Here is a 21,809-nt window from a genome sequence, read left to right on the forward strand (position 1 = left end):
ACGTGCGGTGACCCAGGACCCCGCGCGGAGGCGCCTATGGGTGTCGAGCCGGAGACGTCCAACGTGCGGCGTCGTGATCAGTCCCCAGCAGCAACGGGACCTCTGCGCCGAGCGCGGCGGCCGTCAGTCGACCCGAGCCCCGGGTAGGAGAAGACCGTCTCGGCGAGGACGGAGCCGCCGAACAGCTCTACGACTCAGGCGAACTGCAGCGTGACCGCCGGGACGATCGAGACGCGCAGACCGTGCTTCCAAAAAGAGGGAAACGGCCCCGCTCGGGTGGGCTCTGACGAAGGCCCGTAGTCGCGTGCAAGACGTCGGTCATCCTCTCCCGGGTGTGCATGGCGATGTTCGCGACTCCGATCAGACAGAGCGTGAGCCGTCGTTGTAGCCGACGTAAACAGTCTCACCGCTGATGGCCGGAGAGGAGATGATGCCCTCCACCAGTTCGGTGATTCCAGCGGACCTCGCCGGTCCTTGCGTCGAGGGCAGTGACGTTGCCGTCCGAGAAGCGGCACCGTCGGCAATGGCGGGAGACGAGCCGGTGGGATCGCCTCGCACGTCGGGACTGCTGTAGCGCCAGACAAGGTTGCCGTTGGAGGCGTCAAGAGCGGGGCAGATGTCCCCAGCATGTAAGCCGGCTGCTTTCGCCATACCTCGGCGCCTGTCCTGGCGTCCAGGGCCACCCGCCAGTTGGAGACTCCCGCTACGTGGAGCCGGCCGTCACCGAGTCCAGGAGGCGTCTCGGCTATCCATCGGCCGAGTTCGGCGGTGCCCAACGCTCTGGCCGCCCTTTCTCCTGCGTGTGCGCGACCTGACCCGCCAACCGCCGCACATCCACTTCGACTGGTCCGCGGGAAATCCGGTCGCCAACCTGGTGAGCTTACTTCTCTTCGGCGTCGGTGAGGTCGCACCGGTTACCCACGAGGTGCTATGCGAGGCCGAGCCCGACGACTACCGTCGACCTCACGTGCACGTGGGCTGAACACCTCGACGCGCCGACGTTACGGATCGTTCCGGATGTTCCGGTGCGCGCTCGCGCAGGTCGCCTCGAGCGATTCCGCTTCATCGCCGGTGATGGACAAGGACCTGACCGGGCGTATCGGGATGCTCATGGTCAGGACGAACTGGTCCGGCGTCGCTCGCCCGCGGCACCGAGGAGGCGGGCGAGCTGTTCGGCGTTGGTTTGGGCGTAGTCGCGGTAACAGTTGTTCATGACCACGTGCATGGTTTGTGCCTGGTTTGCCAGGTCACGCAGTCGCGGTGCCCAGTCAGAGAGTTCGTCCTCGGAGTAGAGATACCCGAAGCGTTCGTAGATGTTGCGGCTGGTCCATTTGTCGCTGTGGCCATGGAAGCGCACTACTGCGAGGTCGGCTGTCGCGGCGAGCACCGGGGGCACCGAGCTCCGATGGCCCTGTGGCATATCGACACACACCAACGGCACGGTGTACGACGTGAGGAACTCTAGGGTTTCCGCGCGGTTTTCGTCGGAGAGCCAGCTGGCGTTGCGGAATTCCACACACATGGGAAAGGGGACACATCTCTCCTTGGCGTGGAGGATGTATTGCTTGTTTGACTTGTTGATGCCGAACCATGGCGGAAACTGGAACAGCAACGCACCAAGCTTGTCCGCGTCGAGCAACGGCCCAAGTGCAGCAAGGAACTGTGTCCAGATCACGTTGATTACCTCTGCGTCGAAATCCTTCAGGTAGACGTTCTTCTTCTCCGTTTCCGGCCGCAGGACCTTGTACAACGCGCTGGGCCTGGTGGGATGCTGGGTTAGGAGCGAGAATGCTTTGACGTTGAATGTGAAACCGACGGGCTGCGCGATACCCAGCGCGCGCTGTTGCGCTCGTTGGGCGGGGTGTAGTAGGTGGAGTGCCACCTCCACCAGCGGGAACTTGGTGCCGTAGTAGCGCAGTCGCTTTTCCGTGGTATCAGCCTCAGGCGGGTACCAGCCCGACTCCAGCAGCGTCTTGTCGGTCCACGACGCCGTACCGACACGGATGGTCACGGTAGCGATCTAGCCATTCTTACGGCCTATGAAACCGGGCTGGCCGTCACCCATCCGCGGCGCTCACTGCTCGCGGACGACGTCCTCGGGGTTCTTGCCGGCACGGAGCCCGACAAATCCGCCAGCTGGCTCAGGAGGCCCTCCAGCAAGTCGGTCAGCTGCTCGTCAGATAGAAGCGCTCTGCGGTGAGGGCCGCCGGACAGTTCAAGCAATGTACGGCAGAGCGACCGGACAGCCACCGCACAGTGTTCCAAGGTGTCCATGCGGCTGCGCAAGCTCAGCCGGGTATGCAGTAGCTGACGGCCGCGGGGATTCATGCGCAGGCTGTCCTCGGCTTTGACGAGGGCGAGGTCCACCCCGACGAATTCCCGATCGACCCGACGGGCCTCAGACAGCCATGAGTCGGCGTTCTCGGCGCTCGCTCCCTGCTGGACTTCACGTGCCATGCGGCGCAGCAGCTCGCGCGGTCACGTTGGGCGGTCGGCGGGTGCCGGTCGAGCAGCCGCGGGTGCGCACCGCCGACGGCTCCGATGAGCTGCCGGTACCGTCGCCGCCCTGGCGCCCGCCGCTCTGCCCAGCCTGCGACCGGGGGCCACGTCGCCACCGCGGAGCTCGATCCGAGTCGTGACGAAGACATCGACTATGCGCTGGCGCCTGCTGCAGGCGGGTGTGGCGGTCGCGCTGCACCACCCGGTTCCTGTCGTCCTGCGTGTACTCCGCGTTCGTCTTGACCGGCTTCGGTGGGGGATCCGCTCGGCGAAGAGCCCGCCCGCTAAAGGATGTGCTTACACCCTGCCGACGGCGGCAGCGTCGCCGCGGACGGCGCTCACCACTGGCCACGTCCTAGGGAGCGCGTTGAGAGCGCCCGAGCGCTGGAAGCCGGCTGGCGTGACGCGAGTGCCGGCCGCACGAAGCTCCGCCGCCGTCCGCCGCGCCTGATGGCGCCGCGGGAGGTTGTGAGATACGGATCTCGAGGTCCTCGCTGGGACGGCTCTCCCGCCAGTTCGCCACCGCGCGACCGATCCAGGTCCGCAAGTAGCGACGGCATGGGCGACCAGTTGCCTGCCACCTTGGTTGTTGAAAGTGGTTTTCAGATACTCTATGGTTCCGGCGAGCCGGGCGAACACCAGATGCCGTTGACGACGCTCACCTCAAGCGAGCGCCCGGCCACCGAGGCGCCCACGCCCAGCCGAGTTAGGAGAAGAGCAGGTGACTGACCTCTACGCCGCTCAGGGTGAGCTCTACGACGTGTTAACGGCGGAGTCATGGCGGTCCCTCCGCGAACCCCTGACTAGCGCGCTCAGGGGCACTCCGACAGGCCAGGGGCCGATCCTTGATGTCGGGGCGGGCACAGGGTTTGGGGTCGAAGTCATCGCCGACGTCCTGCCTGACGCCAGGATCCTCGCCATCGAACCCTCGCTCAGTCTCCGACCGGGCCTCTTCACTCGGATCATGCTCCGGCCGGGCCTGCGCGAACGAGTCACTGTCCTGCCCACGGACGTGGCGGGAGCCCCACTGCCTGACCGGCTTGGGGGAGTCGTCGCGCTGAACATGGTCGGCCACCTGCCACCGGCGCAACGACACGCGCTCTGGCAGGTCCTCGGCACCCGTCTTGCTCCCGGCGCACCCGTCGTCATCGGCCTCCAGCCACCGGAGCAGCCGGCATCCGTCCCGGACATGAGGTTCGCCAGGGTCAAGGTCGGCGTGCGAACCTACGAAGGGTGGGGCTCGGCCGAGCCAAGCGGCTCTGACACTGTGCGTTGGCACATGCGTTTCCGGGTTCTCCACGGCGAGCAGTTGCTCGAGGAACGCGCCGCGAGCTACCAGTGGTGGACCATCAGTGAGGCCGATCTCACCCGCGAGTTGGCCGAAGTCGGCCTACGGACCTCACGTGGGGGTGCCGGGTTGATGGTCGCCCGCTCCTAACTGGCCTTCCGATCGATTTCCTGAAGTCTTGCTCACTGCCGCGGCACTTCCGGGTTCCTGGACCAGTCGTCCGTCCTGGACGCGGAATGTCCGATCGGCCAGGCTCCGCAAGCGGGCTTCGTCGTGGCTCGCGATGACGAGTGCGAGACCTCGACCGGTCAGTCTGGTCAGAACGGTGAGAACATCAGCGGCCACAATCGGGTCCAGCTGCGCGGTTGGCTCGTCGGCCAGCAGGAGCGCGGGTGCGGCGGCGAGAGCGCGCGCGATCGCGACCCGCTGACGCTGACCTCCCGACAGGCGCAGCGGGCGCTCATCCGGGTCCACGTCCTCCAGGCCGAGCTCACAAAGAAGCTTCGTAGCCGGTGGTTTCAGGGCCACAGTCAACCGGGCGTTTCCTGCGAGCCCTTCAGCGACGGTCCGCCAGATCGGCCAGCGTGGATCCAGGCTTGCCGTCGTGTCCTGAAAGACGGGCATGACGTAGCCGGATCTCGGCGGCACGAGGTGTCGGGTGGACCAGATGTCGGTGCCTGCGAGACGTACCGCTCCCGACCGCGGGCGAAGGATCCCCGCAAGCGCTCTCAGCACAGTCGTCTTCCCGCTGCCAGAAGGCCCTAGCAGACCGATGATCTCTCCCGCTCGGACGTCGAGGCCGAGCTCGCGAACGACTGGCGGGTTTCGAGGATAGCCGAGCGTGAGGCCTTGAAGTTGGGCGACGACCGGTCCGGGCTCTGCACGGCTGGCTCGGCTCGGTCGCGCCAACGCGCTCAGGAGCTCCTTGGTGTAAGGATGACGAGCGTCTCGCCTCAATACCTCAACGCCGCCACGGCCCACTTCGACCTCCTCGACCACCTGTCCAAAGCGCAGGACAAGAATGCGGTCGGCGTATCTGGCGACAAGTGACAGGTCGTGACTCGCGACCACCAGCGAGCGTGCCTCCCGCACAAGTACCTCCAGTGCCGCTGCGGCGAGATCCGCGTCCAGCGCCGAGGTGGGCTCATCGGCCAGCACCACCGCAGGATCGTGGGCGGTTCCAGCGACCAGGTCAGCGCGCTGCAGCATTCCACCCGACCACGCGGATGGGCGGCGGCGCATCCAGTACGCGGCGTTGGACAAGCCAAGGGTGCGCAACCGCCGCACCTGTTCCCCCTCACTTGGTCGCCTGCCATGCGCGTACCACGCGGCCGCGACGTGATGACCCACGGGCCAGACCGGGTCGGCGGAACCGAACGGGTCCTGGGCGACGTATCCAACGACGGGCCCGCGAAGCCGACGTGAAGACTGCGGGCGCATACCGAGCACCGGACGACCCTCGACGAGAACCTCACCGAACGTGCGCGAGCCGTCCGGCAGCAGACCGAGCACCGCGCGAAGCAGCGTGGTCTTGCCCGACCCTGACTCGCCCACGACCGCGACCACCTCCCCCTCAGCCACGACGACAGAAAGGGACTCGAGGCCGATCGTCCCGTTGGCGTAGCGGACGCCGATCTCTCGGATATCCAGCGTCATCCCCGGCTCCTGGCGTCAAGATGCTCCTCCAGCGCGTCTCCCAGCAGGGACGCGCACGTCACAGTGCACACGACCGCCACACCAGGAACAACGATCAACCACGGGGCCTGGGCGGCGTATGTGCGCGACTCCGTGACCATCTGCCCCCACTCCGCGACCGGCGGGGCCACCCCCAAGCCCAAGAAGGACAACGCCGACAAGCCGAGCACCACCTCTCCAACGCCGAGCGTCGCGACGGCGAGCAGGCGTAGGACCGTGGGCGGCACCACGTGGCGCGAGGCCACTCGCCAGCGACCGGCACCAGCCAGCTGAGCCGCGAGAACATACGGACGATCGAGCCCCGCACGGGCGAAGGTTCTCGCATATCTGGCGAACGGCGCCCACCCCGCCACCATCATCGCCACGATGAGGTTACGCAGGCCGGGTCCGAGAACTCCCACGATCGCGAGGGCCAGCACCAGGTGCGGTACGGCGAGCGCCACGTCGACCACCCGGAAGGTCATCGTCTCCAAGGCGCCACCGACGAGCGTCGCCGCCAACCCGACGACTAGGCCGAGCAGCAGGGTCACCACCGAGACGAGGATCGCTGCTCCCAGCGAGATCCGCGCGCCGGCCGCAAGCCTCGCCAGGACATCCCGGCCGGCATGGTCAGTTCCGAATGGATGGATGAGACTGGGCGCGGCGAGCTTCTCCGCGTAGTTCGTGGCATCGGGGTCCGGCGTCAACCACGGTACGACGAAGACAAGTGCCACAAGCACAACCAGCAGCAGAAGGCCGACGCCGAGTCCGACGCTGACTCGTGCTGCGTCCTTATCGGCGCCCATCAGCGGCTCCCGGCTCGATGAGCGCGGCGACAGCGTCGGCGAGGGTGCTGGCCAACACGTAGGCCAGCACCCCGAACAGCACGCATGCCTGCACGACCGGCACGTCCCTGGCCGCGATCGCCGCGACCAGGAAACGGCCGATGCCCGGCCAGGTGAAGATGGTCTCGACAACGGCCGCCCCGGCCAACAGTCCTCCGACACTGATTCCCACGGCGGTGAGGAGGGCCGGCACGGCGCCGGGAAGGAGGTGGACAACGAGTAGCCGCAGCCGAGAAGAGCCACGAGCGTAGGCGACCTCGACGAACCTCGATCCGGACCGCTCGACCATCACCGTTCGAAGCACCCTCGCCCATGTCGCGGCCGTGGCCACCGCGATCGGCAACGCGGGCAGCAACACCGCGCTCCACGAGCCATCCGCCAGGATCGCCCCCACCCCCAGGCGCACAGCCACGACGTCCAACAGGACCGTACCGAGTACGAAGGTCGGCACCGCCGCACCCCCGAACATGAGGAAGCGGGCGGCAAGGTCTGCCGTGCGCCCTCGACGGGCGACCGCCAACAAAGCGAGTGGCATCGCGAATGCCAGGGCCAACGCCAGCGCGACCGACGTGAGACGCACCGTCGCGGGCAGCCTCTCAGCGATCTCCACCGAGACTGGGCGACCGGTGCTCCACGACGTGCCGAGGTCACCCTGCACCACACCGACGAACCAGTGGCCAAGACGTGCGTACGCCGGGTCCTCCAGCCGCAACTCGGCCCGGGCAGCCGTGACCTGAGCCACGCTCGGGCTCTCGATGCCGCGGGCGATGAGTACTTGGCGGGCCGGATCACCGGGCGCCAGAATTTGGAGGGCCCACACCAGGGCCGCCGCTCCTGCCAGTGTCAGCGCCGCCTGACCGACGCGGATCAGGATCGCGCTCACCACCGCCTCGTACCCCGCTGACCAGTCAGCCGGACCGAGTCGTCGCCGTCAGATGGTGCAGGACCGAGGATGGCCGATAGCTGCCGTAGGTGGCACTGACCACGGCCGGAGACGATCGCTGGGCGACGATCACGGTGTAGCACTGGTCGGCGATGATCCGCTGGACGTCGGCGAGCAGGGAGGACCGCTCGGCCGAACCGGTTGTCGCCGACAGCCTGGCCACGAGCGCGTCGAGATCCGGATCGGCGACGCCGCCAAAGTTCCTCGAGCCGTGTGTGGTGAGGAAGTCGTGCAGAGGGGCCACCGGGTCGTAGGTGTAACCGAGGGTACCGTCGAAGGATAAGCCCACATCCCATGCCCGCCGGTCCTCCATCGCCTCGTAGTTGTTGGGGACCTCGCTGATGTCCACGTCGAAGCCGAGCGGGCGCAGCTGTGACTCCATCGCGACGGCGATCGTTCTGGTGTCCGGCTGCTGGGGATATGTCAGCAACCGGATCGCAAGCGGTACGCCGCCCTTACTACGGACACCGTCGGTGCCGACGCGCCAGCCGGCATCCTCGAGAAGGTCGCGGGCTCTGGCGGTGTTTGTCTGCTGGGTCGGCTGAGCGAAGGACATCGACTCTGGGAACAGCCCTGTGGGAGTGCTGTAGATGCCGTCCAGCACCTCCTCCGCGATCGCCTGATAGTCGATGCCGGCCGCGATTGCCTGCCGGACGGCGCGGTCACGCATCGGCAGCTTGTGCAGGTTGAGGAACGCCCGGAGTTGCTGGAGCGGCTGACGAGCGAGGGCCATGCGCGGACCCGCTTTCGCGGTCCGCAACGGTCCGAGCAACTCCGTCGGTGGATACAGGGCGACGTCGGCCTCACCGCCGCGAACGGCCAACACCCGTGCCTGCCCGTCCGGAACGAACCGGACGCGAGCGCCGGCGAGCACCACCTCGCCACCCCAGTAGTCCTCGTTGCGTTCGAGGACCATCTCCTCCGCGGAAAGCTTGGTCACGTCGAAGGGGCCGGTGTAAATGCCCTGTCCGACAAGCTCTTGGACGTCCTGCCCTGCCCGTGCGACCGCCTCGACGTCGAACACCGAGATCATCTGTTCGTCCGCGAGCAGATTCGGCAGGTCAGCCACCGGCTCGGCGGTGGTGAGCCGCAAGGTGCCTCCATCGAGCACTTTCACCTCCACCCCGGGGATCCGCTCCTCCACGAGCGGGTTGGCTGCGATGTGCCGATCGAAGACCGCCTTCAATGTCCTCGCGTCCAGCTTCCTACCGTTGGCGAATGTGACGTTCGGCCGCAACACCAGCTTCCAGGATGTCGGGGACTCAGGGGTCAGTCTCTCCAACAGCCATGGTTCGACCTGACCTTCCTCGGTGGCCCGCATCAGCATCTCGCCGTAGCCCCACTCCGGTGACCAGAAGCCCTGCTGGATGGGATCAAGGCTCCTCACCACGAACGGGGTGACGAACCGTACGACGTCTTCGCGAGTGGAGCTGGCCGTGCGAGGGCCTTCGGCCGCGGGCGGGCCGGCCGCCGAACACGCGGCGAGGACGCTGACCAGGGCGACGGCAAGGGCACACCACAGTCGCGTACGCGACATCTGACCACACTCCGGATGAGAAGGCACTTGCCGTGGGGGCGACCGAGTTCCCGTCAGAGTGTAATGAAAATCGCTCTCATTTGCGATAGGAGCGCCCCTAAGATCCTCATGTCGGCGACGGCGCCAGGGTCGCCGGGCCGAGTACGAAGTCCGGGTCGATCTGCGCGGCGAGATCCCGGCCCGTGGCGGCATTGGCCCAGGCTTCGGCGTTTCGCAGATGGAACTGCACCGCCTGCCTGGTGAAGCGCTCCCAGTCCTGCACCGTGCACTCGACCTCCTCACGCATGCGCTGGAGTACAGCGACGTTGAACGGCTCCAGATCTTCGATGGGGCGGCTACATCCCTGCTCGGCAGCTCGCACATGCGCCGACATACCAAGGCAGGCGAACAGGTCAGCGCCGATCTCCTCCTCGAGGAACGCCCTGTCCGCAGCGTCGCCGACCTTGTTGCCGAGGACCGAGAGCGCGACGTCGTACTCGCGCGCGTAGTCCAGGTACTGCCGATACACCCCGACGCTTCGCATGGTCGGCTCACACACGACGAACGTGCGGTCGAAACGGGTGAACAGGCCGGAGGCGAAGGCGTCAGCTCCTGCTGTCATGTCCACCACGACGTACTCGTCCGGGGCGTCGACGAGGTGGTTAAGGATCAACTCCACCGCACCGACCTTGGAGTGGTAGCAGGCCACACCAAGGTCGGACTCCGCGAACCCACCCGTCACCGCGAGGCGAACCCCTCCCCACCCGCGCAGGCATCGCTCCCAGATCGGATTCTGCTCCGTTATCCGCAGCAGCCGCGAACCCCGGCCAGGCGGAGTAGTCTTCACCATCTCAGCCGCCGAAGCGATCCGGTGGTTGTCACCTCGCAGGTACTCCTTGATCTCGGTGAGATATTCACCCAACGGAAGAACCTCGGCGCCCTCCCCAGATGGCACCCCCAGTGCGGCGGCGAGATTCTGGTTGATGTCCGCGTCCACGGCGAGCACCGTCCGCCCCTGAGACGCGAAGTAGGAACTGACCAGCGCGGCGAGCGTCGTCTTCCCAGCGCCACCCTTACCAACAAAAGCGATCTTCATAAGCGGGCTCTTTCGATTCGCGAGGCTGCTTGCAAACCGTTTTCATACCCATGTTCGCTGTGGGGTGTCAAGCGGTCGCTGCGCGTTTCCGGCAACCTGCCATTGCGGGGATGGTGCCGAAGCTAGATCTCTGCCGACATCGAGTGGACGAGCGGGTCGCCCGTCAGTTCCTCGGTCATCACAACGGGGTCGAGGACGTCGGCAGCGTAATGCGCACCGACGGCTGTCCGGCCAGTCAGGACGGACCGGACCGCGGCAGCCATCGGCGGCCTCAAGCACGCGGTCGACGTGGTCCTCGACACCGAGACGGAAGCGTCTGCCCATGCCATCGCGAGCGCCACGCCGGGTAGTCGCCTAGGCTGATCAGCTTCCCCGTTGCCGTACGACACAGCGGCACAGGCGTAGGCGAAAGCCCCAGGCGAGCGCCCAGTACCTGTCGTAGCGCGGTCCTCGTCGCGATCGGCGCCGACCGAGTCGGCTCGTGACGGATCTTCGCGAACTCGGCCCGTTCGACAGCACTGAGCGTGTCTTCGTCCACCGCCCACCCGAGCGGATCGAAGCTCCATATCCGCCCTAGGTCACCCTAAAGGGAGGACAGTCCTGCCGGGCCTAGCCTAGGATACATGGAGTCGATAACGATTTTCATTAGCACGAATGGGGCGCCCGGACGCGTGACGGACTTTGATGTGGTCGTTCTTCGTGGCGGCCAGACCGGACTGAGCGCGGCACTGCTCCTTGGCCGCCAGAGCCGCCGGGTTCTCGTGGTGGACGCCGGCAACGCACCGGCTCAGGGGATGCACACGCTGGTGAGCAGACTTTCCCGCTGCGGAGCTGCTTCAAGTCGGTCGCGCCGATCTCGCCGCGTACATGACGGTGGAGGTCCACCACGGTCAGGTCGACGCTACGAAGGGCACGCCTGGCGGCTTCACCGTGGAACTGGCGGATCGTACGAGGGTCGAGGCCGGCCGGCTGATCCTCACCACGGAGCAGGTGGACGAAGTTACCGGCGTATCGGGCCTGACCGAACGCTTCGGGTCCAGCGTGTTCCGCCGCCGCTTCTGCCACGAATGCGAAGCGCGCGGCAAGACGCTCGCGGTGGTCGGTCAGACGCCTCCGCAGGCGACGCAGGCCCTCTACGTCGCCGACCGGCTCACCAGGCATGGGATCGCCATACGTCACGCACTGCTGGTCAAAGTTGAGAGGGAACTCGATGCGTTGGTCCTGTACTTCGAAGACGGCGCCCAACTGGCCAGGCAGGCGATCTTCCACCGGCCGACCCGCCAGCAGGCGTCCCTGGCGACCGATCTCGGGTGCGAACTGCTTCCGGACGGATGTGTGCGTGTCGACCAGTTCCAGCGCACAACCGTTCGTGGTGTGTTCGCGGCGGGAGACATGGCCCAGCTGGCGGCGCTGCCGGATGCGCTCACGTTCGTCGTGATGGGGGCCGCCGACGGCGTATGTGCGGTCGGATCATTAGCCGGTCCGGGAGCCGTGCGGGCCACCCAGGGCTGATCTGCCCTCGATCCTGGCGCCGGCAGGGTAGGGGGCCATGACCGACCCGCCACCAACCGGCACACCACTGGGTGGTGGTGTCATGACGGTCGTCACGCTGGACAGGACGCCCACCCCGCGAACGGCTGCCGGCAGGCCGACCAGTGTAGGAAGGCCGAGAAACTCCCGGACGGGAACGACCACCCAACCTCGGTCGCCACCTGCCGCAGCGCCCCGGATGGCGAGGAGGAAATCACCGCCTAGGTCGAAGAAGTCCGCGGCTCGGTCGCTTCGCGGCCGCCTCGCCACAGCACCACATCCCAGACCGCGGCGCTTCTTGCTGGCGCAGCCACAGCGACAACTCGGACCTGCGTGCCTGCGGGCAACCCACCCCGAACCCGAGTCCCCGCCGCGCGGATCACCCACTGACGCGGCGACCCGAGCATCACCCCGAGCCTCACGACGATAGCGCTTGGCTGAGGCGCCGGGAGGGCGTGAACGCGTACAAAGCCAACACGTCCGACGGCTCTACCAAGCCAGGACCACCGGCCCGAACCCAGGCAGCGATGACGTCCACGACCTCGAGGTCGTTGACCAGTCCCAACCACATTGGGCGACCCCCGGCAGTCCGGCCCGTCGCCGAAGGTTGCACCACAAGGACGTTGCCGTACGCACAGACGTCAAGGCAGCCGCTGAGTCGTACCCGTACGTCGCTGCCCAGGGCATGGCACAGCCTGGCGAGCTGGGCAGCATGGTCGATCCGCGACACCTTTGCGGTTCCACAGCAGCAGCCCCGGCACACGGTCACCGTGCACGACGCGCCCACGTGCGCAGCCGGACTGGAGATCTCTCTACGAGCCATGAGCTAGGTCCTCCGAAGATCAGTGGCAGACGAGGCGTCACCGAGCCGGATCGGCCTGGCAGAGTGCGCCTAAGCTAAGTGAGGACGCGAACGTCCTTACTCTCGACATCCACGCGCCGGCCAACCGGCACCCGCGTCGTAGTAGTTCCTTCGGCTCTATTATAATGACAATCGTTATCAATTACCGTCGAAGGCGCGGGAGTACTCACGTGGAGCGGCTCGACCCCAGACTTGAGGCCTACCTTCAAACCAATCGGGCTTTCATGGCACCGGCTGTGGAGCTTGCCATCGCTTCGCTGCAGCTGACGCAGGCATCGCAGATCCTCGACGCCGGCACAGGTGGGGGCGGGGCGCTGGCACCACTGGTGAGGGCGTCTGCCGCTGACACCACCGTGCTGGGGATCGATCTGAACCCTGGCGTCATCTCCATGGCGGCCGAACATGCCGAGAAGAACGGCGTGAGCGAACGGGTGGAGCTCAGCGTGGGTGATCTCCGGGATCTCCTGACAGAGTCCGCTAACGCAGACGGAACGTTTGATGCCATCTGGGCCAGCGACGTGGTCTGGCCCGGCAACTTCAAGAAGCCCCTCGATGTGGTACGGAAGATGGCAGCCGCCCTGAAGTCGGATGGCACCCTCGCGCTCTTCTACAGCAACTACTACCAGGCGATGTTCTTGCCCGGTCACTCCCGTCTCGAACGGCAGCTTCGGACCGCTTCGGAACTGCGCTGGGGGCTTCCCGGGGCTGGTCCCACACACTCTGAACGCCATGTCGAATGGCTGATCCTAGCCGGGCTGAACGACGTCGACGTCCGCATCTTCCCGAGGGTCGGGTTCCCCGTCGACAGCGACCCCACCGTCCGCCCCTACCTGGAACAGACGGTGTTCCCGGAACTACTGGAGTCCGCCAGATCATGCGGCAGCGAAGCCGGCATGTCAGCCACCGACATCGCGGATGCCGAGGAACTACTCTCCCCTGAGAGCGCACGCTACCTGCCCGAGCAGCCCGGCTACTACGTAGTACATCCGACGATTCTTGTGACGGGTCGGCGTCGTTAGTCTAGGAAGGGACAGAGCGTCCACCTCGTTGGTTGCGGCAGCGTTGGTCACGGCAGTCTGGCGCATTCGCGTGTGGCCGCTTCAGCTCTGTTCAGTCACCGAGTCGCAGCGGCCCCAACGATCACTCCGGAAAAGATTGCCAAAAAGCGAGCGGGATCGACACGCGATCGCTCGCTGCCCAGCATGACGGCCTGACCCGGCCCCGGATACCACCGATCTCGGAGCAAGCAAGCGCACAGGACCGCAAATGACCGACCAGCCAGCCGTCAACAACAGCTCGGCCCTCGACTGTGCGGAAGCATGAGCGACCTCGAGCGCGGCACATGATGACGCATACGCCGACTTGGCCGCGACACTGACCGAACCGACCGACACACTGGCACTCGTCGGCTGCGGGAACCGGCATGGCGAAGGCTCTCGCCTTGGACTACCGCCGGGCGGCAAGATCGTCGCTCGACGCCACGCCGGGGATCCTCGAGGCAGCCCTTACCAACCTCGCCGAGGCCGATTCGACTCCACCCGCGCGGAGGTCGTCCACCACGACCTCGAGCACAGGCTCGAGGGGCTCCGCCCCGTGGTGACAGGGACGCCTGAACTCATCATCTGGGCACCTGCCGTCGTTCACCACATGAGTGACCAGCAAGCTGCGATAGACGCGCCCTCGCAGGCCCGCTGGCCCGCCGGTGGCCGACTGGCACTGGCTGAAGGTGGTGCGGGGGTTCCCACCTGCCCTGGGAGGTCGGCGCCGGCGCGCCGGGGCTGGAGATGCGGCTCCATTGGGGATCAAGGCCAAACGGCTGGCCCGGGCCGCGGCGGACGGACGATCGTCTCCGAGGTCGACTTGGCTGTCACCGTCGGCGAGACCGTCGCACTGATTAGCCCAATGGCTCGACGAAGTCGTCGTTTTAGCGCTCCTCGGCCGCCCTGTGCGCGCCGGCGAGTGGCGCACACTCATGCGACAGGCGCTACCAGGCAGGGTCTCGATGCCGTACAGATGGACCGACGCACTCAACCGGGCTGGCCTGATCGACATTACGACACGCTCCGCGCTCCTGGAACGACCCGCACCCTCACTCCCCCAGGACACTGAACGCGTCGTGGACTCCCTCCACTCCCGTGTCGACCGGCTTCGCGGGACCGGCCCGCTCACCCAGACGGCCTCGTCACCTGGGAGCTCGACACCGGCCACTCTTCATGGCTCGGTCACCGCATTTGATCTCTTCATCCTTGAAGCCGTCCCGTCATGTCGGACGCCGACCGCGCACGCCCCTGTGCCCGTGAAATCGTCGACATCGAGCAGCATCCGGGCCATCGTGTCATCGCTCACCTCACGGTCGCATGGTGGTTCGCGGCCTTCGCGACTCGGTTGTCGTCGTCCACGCTGGCGTTGTAGGCGGCGATCGCGTTGATCCAGTTCGCGGCGACGATGGGGGCGCCGCCGGCCTCGCACAGGTAGGAGGCGACGGTCAGTGCGGCGTCTTCGATCTGATTGATGTTGGTGACGCCGACGCCGTTGCCATCCCGGGCGGCGTCGGTCCAGGTGGAAGGGATGGCGGCCGCGTCTCGCGCAGGTTGCGTCGAGGGTCTCGATGACGTTGTGCTCTTCGAGCGGGGCATAGTTGGACAACGTGACATCCGCATAGACCACGTTGCGGGGCCACCCAGCAGATGGGTACAGCATCACCCCGCGATCGACGAGTTGACCGGCGAGCTACTGCGGCGACGCCGGCTCGTCGAGCAGCGCAGGCATCGTCCGCACTCATCTGGTCCATTCGGCACGCGCGGCCCCCCTCGATGGAGCGGAACCGCGCCAGAGACCCCCATCTGGTCGATACGCACATGGGGGTATCTATGTGATCAGGTGATCGACGCCCGGTAGATCGACTCGATGGAGGCGTCGAGGGTGCGGTCGAACTCCATTTCGCTCTGCTGCGCCGTGAGACCATCGAGGAGCGCTCGACTGAAGCTCGCGATGAGGCCGGGGTTGCGGGCGAGCCGTACATTGGCGTCCTCACGGCTGTAGCCACCGGACAGGGCGACGACCCGCGCGACCTTGGGATGTGCGATGAGATCCGCGTAGAAATCGTCGACCGTGGGGATCGTCAGCTTGAGAGCGACCTTCCGGTCACGGAGCGAGTCGAGACGCTTCAGGATCTCCGCCTTCAGCAACGCCTCCGCCTCGTCCTTGTCGGGCGCGTTAATGTCGACCTCGGGTTCGACGATCGGCACCAGCCCTGCCGCCAGGACGCGCTCGGCTAGCTCGAACTGTTGCGCGACGACGCGTGCGATCCCCTCTGGATTCGCGGCGTGAACAACCGAGCGCTCCTTCGTGCCGAAGACGGCCTTGGCCCCAGCCCTGGCCAGGAGCTCGTCGAGTCCTGGAATGTCGCGGAGCAACCGCACGCCCTCGCACTCGTCCTCGAGCCCCTTGTCGATCTTCAGAATGGGGATGATCCCCTTCTCCTCCCACAGGTACTCGGCGAAGCCCCTGCCATCGATCTCACGGTCGAGGGTCGCCTCGAAGAGGATCGCGCCGAGGACGCGGTCACTTGTGAAGGACGGGCTCATCACGATGCGGGCGCGCGCGGCGTGGATGAGGTCGAACATCTCCGCTTCCGTCGAGTACCGCGACTCGTCGATGCCGTACGCCCGGAGCGTCTTGGGAGTGCTCCCACCGCTCTGATCGAGGGCGGCGATGAACCCCTTGCCGCTTTCGAAGCTGGCGATCTGCTGCTGAACGGGCATGTCGGCCTCCTGGAACGATACGCTCGCCGGAACGCGAGCGGCGACCGGAGTCTAATTGGGATCGATTTTCATTACTGCGCCGGCTCGCCACCGTGGCTCCCTATCCTCGGCTCATGTGGGTCCACGTGTGTTGCAGCGGTCCTAACCTCAACCTGCTCGCCCCGCACGTCACGAGGCTTCTGCCAACCATGGAGAACTAGACTCGCGCACCAGGATCGACTCAGCGAGCGCCGCCACCGACGCGACATGACCTGCCGCTCTCGTCCGGATATCGCACAGCCGGTGAGCATGATGCACAGGAGCCCCGCAGGGGAGGGCCGGCGAGCCCGTCGCCGGCCCTCTCCGTGCCGTCCCAGTCAGCAGTCGCGAAGTTCTGGGCTCTGGTTCAGCAGTTGACCCCGTGGCGAGATGAATGCGGCGTACTGCTCACCACCGACGGCAGACTGGCTGAACGCCGCGACTCGGTGGCAGTTCTGGAACGCCAGCCGGACACCGAAGTGTCGCTCCAGGCCACCGCGGATCGCGTCAGAGGCGAGAGCGCGAAGCAGTTGACCACGACACTCCTCATTGGGTGGCGGGATCGCGTGATCAGCGAAGGGCGCAGGGGCGGTGCTGAGGTCGGCGGCTACCGCGCTGACCACCTCCCAGGCGTAGGGAAGCGAACTACGAACGACGTCGACGAACTCCGCGTCGTCGACGTCACCGCGCTCAGCTCGTTCCAGCAGCGCGGTTGATACTTGCAGCGACATATCTGGTTCTCTCCTAAGCTACTTGGATCGATAACCGTTTTCATAACGGATAGTCCATCTATACACACGGGAGGTGACTGCTGCAACCCTTGCGGCTCGGGCAAGTGCGGAGGTGGGAGAACTGTCACCTCGCCGCGGCGAGGACGTGATGACAGCAAGGACCACGAGGCCCCGGTGGTTGGACGAGTGCGATCGACCACAACCAGCAACCACACCCACCGGGCGCGGGACGCGGCACGCAAAATGGAAGTTCGCTCCTACGAGGGTGGGAGAAGAGAGAAGACCGACAAGCAGCCCGTGAGGCAACATCGACTTCGCGCGAGGCGACGGGACCTTCCTCAACGCCAGGAACGCTGGGCGGACCAGCGACCCTCGACACCCAGGGCCCCGGCAAAGTCGCATCAGCTTCACAGACGCGGCGCCACCGGCGTCCCGTTCGCCGACGCCGTTGATCTCGAGTCCAGGAGGCTGCCCGCGCTGCCATGGCCCGCCTCGCCGAGCCCTCGCGACCCAACTTCGCGAAGGGCAGGCCGCCAGACGGGTAGGCACGGACCTTGACGCCGAGGCCGGCGCCTGATGGCTCCTGTCACTCCTGGCCGGCCACCGCTTCCGTATGCGCGCGAACCCCCGGTCCACGGAACTCGATCGAGCAGGGCACCGCCAGGCTCGCGGTGGAGTCGCTCACCCGCAGCTCTTCACCGCCGGCCATCCGAGCGTCCTGCCCAGATCATCGCGACGAGATTCGCCATTACAGGCTGCACCTGTCGGAGCCTTCGGACTGCGGCGGTTGCCCAGGCGACACGTGCAGCGAAGCAGGCGACCACATCCACATCGAGGCTGACTCGCGCAGGATGTTGGAACCAACTTTGGATCTCTAGATCCGGAGAGACTAGCCCGTCGTTGGAGTGGAGACGTTATCCAGAGCCGCCTGCCGACCGCCGACCGCCCTACCTGGGTGGGTTGACCTTCAGTGGTTGGGACGCTGGAGTGACGTCGTCGCCGGCGGCGAGTGGCGTTGCGGCTTGAGATGGGGTGTGATGTGGCGGCCTGGATGGCGCGGCGATGGACTCCGCGTAGCCTGTAGCCTCTATTGAACATAGTTTTCGTTTTCGCTTATCCTCTTGGGGTGAGAGCCGCTGACCGGACCGCCGACGAACTCCGTGCCGCCGGCCTGGCGCCCACCATGCAGCGCCGGGTCGTTTTGGCCGCCATGGAGGGCCGGCAGCGACCGGTGAGCGCGCTCGAGGTCCACAGACACCTGCGCACGCAGGGTTATGCCGTCGGGCTGACCACCGTGTATCGGACCCTGCACGCGCTCGCGGATGCCGGCGTCGCGCACTCCTTCACCCGAGATGGTGAGCAGACGTATCGGCACTGCCGGTACGGACCACACCACCACCTCGTGTGCGAGGTGTGCGGGCTGGTCATCGAACGACCCGTCCGCAACACCGCCGCCTGGATGGAGCAGATCGGCGCGGAGGAGGACTTCGTACCTAACCCGCAGCACTCCGACCTGCTTGGCGTGTGCGGCGCCTGCCGCCGCGGGGACCCCTGTCACCACCAAGTCGGCGGCGACCACCACAACAGCCAAGCCACCGGCGCCCTATCGAACGAAGGTGAAGCACCCACCATGACCGACCGACCTCCTGGACCCGTGCCCCTCACCGCCCGAACCCGCCCCGACCTGATGCACACCGCCGCGCTCAAGGAGACCGTGCGGGACGCACTCGACCTCGGCCTCGACCACACCGTGGTGATCCAACAACTCGCGTGCGCCGAACCGGACTGCCCACCGATCGAGACCGTCGTCGCGGTGCTCTCCCCCACCGAACCGCCGCGGCGCTGGACGCTACACCAGCCGCTGAGCGCAGTCACCGCAGACGACATCCGTACGATCATCCGCACAACAGTGCCCCAAGGAGAACACCAATGACCGACAGCCGGGTACCCGTCACCGTCCTCACCGGCTTCCTCGGCTCGGGCAAGACGACCTTGCTCAACCGGATCCTCACCGAACAACACGGCATGCGCATCGCCGTCATCGAGAACGAGTTCGGCGAGGTCGGCATCGACGACGCACTCGTCCTCGATGCCCAGGAAGAGATCTTCGAGATGAACAACGGATGTATCTGCTGCACCGTCCGCGGTGATCTGATCCGCATCCTCGGCGCGCTCATGCGCCGGCGTGAGCGCTTCGACCGCATCGTGGTGGAGACGACCGGGCTCGCCGATCCCGCACCGGTCGCCCAGACGTTCTTCGTGGACGACGAGATCCGCGAGCAACTTCGGCTGGACGCGATCATCACCCTCATCGACGCCCGCCACATCCACGCGCACCTGGACGAGCTCAAACCGGAGGGCGTCGAGAACGAGGCCCTGGAACAGGTCGCCTTCGCGGACCGCCTGGTGCTCAACAAGACCGACCTCGTCGACGACGACACCCGCGCCGGCGTCCAGCAGCGGTTGCGCGAGATCAACGCCCTCGCCGAGATCATCCCCGCCCAGCACGCGAAGGTGGATCTCGCCGACATCCTCGACGTCGGAGCGTTCGACCTCTCCCGCGTCCTGGAGACGGACCCGCTCTTCCTCGAACAGACCGACCACCAGCACGACGCGACGGTCGGCTCGGTCGGGTTCGAGGTTCCCGGCGAGGTGAACGTCGACAGGCTCAACACCTGGCTCGGGGAGCTGTTGGCGACCAAGGGCGTCGACATCTTCCGCTCCAAGGGGATCCTGGCGGTCTCCGGGCAGGCCAACCAGTACGTCTTCCAGGGCGTCCACATGCTTTTCGACGGCGACGAGGGACGGCCCTGGCGCGCGGACGAGGCGCGGGTCAACCGGCTGGTGTTCATCGGCCGTAACCTCGACCGCGCCGAGCTGGAGTCGGCGTTCTCCACCTGCCTGGTCGGAGCCGACGCATGACGGCCGCGACCAGTACCACCCAAGGATCCCTCAACGGTGCCACCGTCCACTGGCAAGCGGACCTCGACGACGCACCCGTGGCCGTCACGGCCGCTTCTGGACTGCTCGCGGTGGCGGGTGCGAGTGGCCTGTGCGGCGTCTACGACACCGAGCGCGGTGAGTCCGTCGCCACCCTCGCCATGGCAGAAGGGCTGCTCGATGTCGCGTTCTCCCCAGACGGATCCCACCTCGCCCTCGTGGGACCTGCCGGCCACGCCGTGTGGCACGCGCGCGACGGACGCCTGGAGGTGACCGAGACCGGCGAGTGGTCGGCGCGGGCCCGCTGGTTCGACAACGACCGGTTGGCGGTCGCCTCCGGACGGCGGGTGAGCGTCCTGTCCACCGGCGGGGCTCCACTGTGGAGCACCGGACCGGCGCCCAGCACCGTCACCGACATGTGCTGGCTTCGGCAGGGACGCGAGATCGCCGTCGCGGCGTACAACGGCGTCTACCGCTACGCCCGTCACCAGCCCGCCCCGATGACTCACTTTCCCTACAGTGGTTCGCACCTGGCAATCGCCGCCTCGAGCAACGGTCGCTGGATCTGCACCGGCAACCAGGACCGCAGCGTGCACATCTGGCGTACCCGGGACGGAGACGAGCTGGAGATGGCCGGCTTCCCCGACAAAGTGACCCGGATCGCGTTCGACGACGGTGACCGCTGGTTCGCGAACGACGGTGCGCCAGAGGTCACTGTGTGGGACTTCGCGGGCAAGGGCCCCTCCGGGCGGGCGCCACGCCTGCTCGCGGGCCATCGAAGCGTGACCGCGCTCGCCTGGCGGCCCGGTGGAGCGGGCGTCCTGGCCACGACCGGAAGCGAAGGCGACCTCGCCGTGTGGCGGGTCGAGTCGGGCTCGCCCGGCCGGCCGACGATTCCGCTGCACACCATCGGCCTCGACGGTCCCGGGGTGGCGCTGCGCTGGCTCGACGCCCACCACGTCGCCGCGGCCGACCGTACGGGCTCCGTCCGCGTGGTGGCCTTCGATGTCTAGTGTCGTGTCGCTTTCGCCGACGAAGACGGTCAGGCGTAGCGCGGTGCCGGTGAGCCTGGTCATCGGGACGACCTCCGGGTGAGGATGCGTTGGGTGAGTGTGGCGGTGGCCCAGGTGGCGGCGAGCGCCGCGAGGACGGTAAGCCCCCAGGTGGGCCAGTCCCGTGGTGGCGTGGCCGAGAGCGACCAGGCGCTGGATGTCTGCGGCGTAGGTGGAGAAGGTGGTGTAGCCGCCGAGGATGCCCGGGCCGACGAAGGGCCGCAGCAGGCGGCGGCCTGGCCAGACCTCGCTGACCAGGACCATCAGAATGCCCATGACGGCGCGGCCGGTGATGTTAATTATCCGCCAGGATGGTCCACGGAACTGGCGGAGGCGGTCGGCCAGAGCAGGGATGCTGCGTAGCGGCGCAGGCCCCGATCGCCCCGCCGACCGCGATCACTGCGAGGACCGGGGCGTCCTGGCGTGGGCGCCCGCGCCGGGACGCGGGCGCGAACAGATCCGACACGGCGCTGTCCTCGGTGGTGTCCGGGCGGGGTGTACCCACATGTGTCTCCTAATCGTGCGGCGCCGTGTTGGGCGCGTGATGTCACAAGTAGGGACTGTTGGCGGCGGATGTGCCGCGGTTCGGGTCCGGGAGCCCAACCGCCGTCACGGCCCGACCCGTCACACCGACCCGATCGTCGCTGACCGCCAGCTTAGAACACCAGCGCTGGCCCGTTCCTCCCGATCGCCGCTCACATAGCCAGGTCCTGTTCCGCTGTGTGGACGCAGGGCAGCCTTAACGCGGGGCAGCCTTTAGCTGAGCGCCTGGGCCGTACGGATCAGCTTGATGTGGGTGAACGCCTGGGGAAAGTTGCCTAGCTGGCGTTCCAGGACCGGGTCGTATTCCTCGGCCAGCAGAGCTACGTCGTTGGTAAGGGCCAGCACCCGCTCGAACACCTCCATGGCCTCGCTCTCAACATGCTTCCGCGACCAAGGTGCCGGCTCGCGGTCCGTGCCCTGATCCGCCCGAGCGCTGGAAGCCGGCTGGCGGGACGCGAGTGCCGGCCGCACGAAGCTCCGCCACCCGCCCGCCGCGCCTGACGGCGCC

At 66.8% G+C, this 21,809-nt stretch carries 18 protein-coding genes and 1 pseudogene; 7 read left to right on the forward strand and 12 right to left on the reverse strand.

Annotated elements, in window-relative coordinates; genetic code table 11:
- The first annotated feature begins 802 nt into the window (after window positions 1-802).
- Window positions 803-982, forward strand: coding sequence for a hypothetical protein (locus HEB94_RS01235; RefSeq protein ID WP_192748247.1), 180 nt, complete (start codon window positions 803-805; stop codon window positions 980-982).
- A 132-nt stretch (window positions 983-1,114) separates the two neighbouring features.
- Here the strand turns inward: HEB94_RS01235 and HEB94_RS01240 are convergent, their stop codons facing one another.
- Entirely contained in the window at window positions 1,115-2,011 is an 897-nt protein-coding gene (locus HEB94_RS01240; protein WP_192748248.1) for a DUF72 domain-containing protein, read from the reverse strand.
- A gap of 1,209 nt (window positions 2,012-3,220) precedes the next feature.
- Between HEB94_RS01240 and HEB94_RS01245 the strand changes: the two genes are divergently transcribed.
- Window positions 3,221-3,937: a class I SAM-dependent methyltransferase gene (locus tag HEB94_RS01245; protein ID WP_192748249.1), complete on the forward strand. Its 717-nt coding sequence runs from the start codon at window positions 3,221-3,223 to the stop codon at window positions 3,935-3,937.
- Here HEB94_RS01245 and HEB94_RS01250 read toward each other — a convergent pair.
- The 5 genes from HEB94_RS01250 to HEB94_RS01270 form a co-directional block, all read right to left on the reverse strand.
- Window positions 3,899-5,443 carry an ABC transporter ATP-binding protein gene (locus HEB94_RS01250; protein ID WP_192748250.1) on the reverse strand — a complete coding sequence of 515 codons (1,545 nt, stop codon included), beginning with the start codon at window positions 5,441-5,443 and terminating at the stop codon, window positions 3,899-3,901. The genes HEB94_RS01245 and HEB94_RS01250 overlap by 39 nt on opposite strands.
- Window positions 5,440-6,267: an ABC transporter permease gene (locus tag HEB94_RS01255; protein WP_192748251.1), complete on the reverse strand. Its 828-nt coding sequence runs from the start codon at window positions 6,265-6,267 to the stop codon at window positions 5,440-5,442. The genes HEB94_RS01250 and HEB94_RS01255 overlap by 4 nt, the downstream gene beginning before the upstream one ends.
- Window positions 6,254-7,189, reverse strand: coding sequence for an ABC transporter permease subunit (locus tag HEB94_RS53250; RefSeq protein ID WP_192748252.1), 936 nt, complete (start codon window positions 7,187-7,189; stop codon window positions 6,254-6,256). The genes HEB94_RS01255 and HEB94_RS53250 overlap by 14 nt, the downstream gene beginning before the upstream one ends.
- A gap of 25 nt (window positions 7,190-7,214) precedes the next feature.
- Entirely contained in the window at window positions 7,215-8,786 is a 1,572-nt protein-coding gene (locus HEB94_RS01265; protein ID WP_192748253.1) for an ABC transporter substrate-binding protein, read from the reverse strand.
- A gap of 106 nt (window positions 8,787-8,892) precedes the next feature.
- Window positions 8,893-9,861, reverse strand: a complete 969-nt coding sequence (locus tag HEB94_RS01270; protein WP_192748254.1) for an ATP-binding protein — start codon at window positions 9,859-9,861, stop codon at window positions 8,893-8,895.
- A gap of 867 nt (window positions 9,862-10,728) precedes the next feature.
- Here HEB94_RS01270 and HEB94_RS01275 point away from each other — a divergent pair.
- Entirely contained in the window at window positions 10,729-11,373 is a 645-nt protein-coding gene (locus HEB94_RS01275; RefSeq protein ID WP_202896042.1) for an FAD-dependent oxidoreductase, read from the forward strand.
- A 1,050-nt stretch (window positions 11,374-12,423) separates the two neighbouring features.
- Window positions 12,424-13,272, forward strand: coding sequence for a methyltransferase domain-containing protein (locus HEB94_RS01280; protein ID WP_202896043.1), 849 nt, complete (start codon window positions 12,424-12,426; stop codon window positions 13,270-13,272).
- Between the two features lie 1,323 nt (window positions 13,273-14,595).
- Here the strand turns inward: HEB94_RS01280 and HEB94_RS01285 are convergent.
- From HEB94_RS01285 to HEB94_RS52105, 4 genes are all read right to left on the reverse strand, one after another.
- A complete protein-coding gene (locus HEB94_RS01285) occupies window positions 14,596-14,889 on the reverse strand; it encodes a lysozyme family protein (protein WP_192748256.1) in 294 nt (97 codons plus the stop codon).
- Between the two features lie 240 nt (window positions 14,890-15,129).
- Window positions 15,130-16,017 (reverse strand): fructose bisphosphate aldolase, encoded by an 888-nt coding sequence (locus HEB94_RS01290; protein WP_192748257.1) that lies wholly within the window; start codon window positions 16,015-16,017, stop codon window positions 15,130-15,132.
- A 356-nt stretch (window positions 16,018-16,373) separates the two neighbouring features.
- Window positions 16,374-16,766 carry an SCO5389 family protein gene (locus HEB94_RS01295; protein ID WP_192748258.1) on the reverse strand — a complete coding sequence of 131 codons (393 nt, stop codon included), beginning with the start codon at window positions 16,764-16,766 and terminating at the stop codon, window positions 16,374-16,376.
- Window positions 16,767-17,352: 586 nt separating this feature from the next.
- Complete coding sequence (locus HEB94_RS52105) at window positions 17,353-17,475, reverse strand: hypothetical protein (protein ID WP_273374688.1); 123 nt, start codon at window positions 17,473-17,475, stop codon at window positions 17,353-17,355.
- Between the two features lie 417 nt (window positions 17,476-17,892).
- Here HEB94_RS52105 and HEB94_RS01300 point away from each other — a divergent pair, with 417 nt between their 5' ends.
- Genes HEB94_RS01300 through HEB94_RS01310 form a run of 3 tightly spaced genes read left to right on the forward strand, consistent with a single transcriptional unit; the run spans window position 17,893 to window position 20,719 of the window.
- A complete protein-coding gene (locus HEB94_RS01300) occupies window positions 17,893-18,699 on the forward strand; it encodes a transcriptional repressor (protein ID WP_202896044.1) in 807 nt (268 codons plus the stop codon).
- On the forward strand, window positions 18,696-19,688 hold the full coding sequence (locus tag HEB94_RS01305; RefSeq protein WP_192748259.1) for a CobW family GTP-binding protein: 993 nt from the start codon (window positions 18,696-18,698) through the stop codon (window positions 19,686-19,688). The genes HEB94_RS01300 and HEB94_RS01305 overlap by 4 nt, the downstream gene beginning before the upstream one ends.
- Window positions 19,685-20,719, forward strand: a complete 1,035-nt coding sequence (locus tag HEB94_RS01310; protein WP_192748260.1) for a WD40 repeat domain-containing protein — start codon at window positions 19,685-19,687, stop codon at window positions 20,717-20,719. Before HEB94_RS01305 ends, HEB94_RS01310 begins: the two co-directional genes overlap by 4 nt.
- Before the next feature lie 213 nt (window positions 20,720-20,932).
- Here HEB94_RS01310 and HEB94_RS54150 read toward each other — a convergent pair.
- Both HEB94_RS54150 and HEB94_RS01320 read right to left on the reverse strand, forming a co-directional pair.
- Window positions 20,933-21,034, reverse strand: a pseudogene (locus HEB94_RS54150) (camphor resistance protein CrcB); the annotation flags it as partial.
- 480 nt (window positions 21,035-21,514) lie between these two features.
- Complete coding sequence (locus tag HEB94_RS01320) at window positions 21,515-21,664, reverse strand: glycoside hydrolase family 15 protein (RefSeq protein WP_192748262.1); 150 nt, start codon at window positions 21,662-21,664, stop codon at window positions 21,515-21,517.
- Window positions 21,665-21,809: the final 145 nt, after the last annotated feature.

Origin of the sequence: Actinopolymorpha pittospori (assembly GCF_014873875.1) — a bacterium.
Lineage (GTDB): Bacteria > Actinomycetota > Actinomycetes > Propionibacteriales > Actinopolymorphaceae > Actinopolymorpha > Actinopolymorpha pittospori.

Coding starts and splice junctions, on each gene's coding strand:
- HEB94_RS01250 (WP_192748250.1), bottom strand. CDS start 5,443: ATGACGCTGGATATCCGAGAGATCGGCGTCCGCTACGCCAACGGGACG.
- HEB94_RS01255 (WP_192748251.1), bottom strand. CDS start 6,267: ATGGGCGCCGATAAGGACGCAGCACGAGTCAGCGTCGGACTCGGCGTC.
- HEB94_RS01265 (WP_192748253.1), bottom strand. CDS start 8,786: ATGTCGCGTACGCGACTGTGGTGTGCCCTTGCCGTCGCCCTGGTCAGC.
- HEB94_RS01270 (WP_192748254.1), bottom strand. CDS start 9,861: ATGAAGATCGCTTTTGTTGGTAAGGGTGGCGCTGGGAAGACGACGCTC.
- HEB94_RS01275 (WP_202896042.1), top strand. CDS start 10,729: ATGACGGTGGAGGTCCACCACGGTCAGGTCGACGCTACGAAGGGCACG.
- HEB94_RS01285 (WP_192748256.1), bottom strand. CDS start 14,889: ATGCCCCGCTCGAAGAGCACAACGTCATCGAGACCCTCGACGCAACCT.
- HEB94_RS01290 (WP_192748257.1), bottom strand. CDS start 16,017: ATGCCCGTTCAGCAGCAGATCGCCAGCTTCGAAAGCGGCAAGGGGTTC.
- HEB94_RS01295 (WP_192748258.1), bottom strand. CDS start 16,766: ATGTCGCTGCAAGTATCAACCGCGCTGCTGGAACGAGCTGAGCGCGGT.
- HEB94_RS52105 (WP_273374688.1), bottom strand. CDS start 17,475: ATGGCCGGCGGTGAAGAGCTGCGGGTGAGCGACTCCACCGCGAGCCTG.
- HEB94_RS01305 (WP_192748259.1), top strand. CDS start 18,696: ATGACCGACAGCCGGGTACCCGTCACCGTCCTCACCGGCTTCCTCGGC.
- HEB94_RS01310 (WP_192748260.1), top strand. CDS start 19,685: ATGACGGCCGCGACCAGTACCACCCAAGGATCCCTCAACGGTGCCACC.
- HEB94_RS01320 (WP_192748262.1), bottom strand. CDS start 21,664: ATGGAGGTGTTCGAGCGGGTGCTGGCCCTTACCAACGACGTAGCTCTG.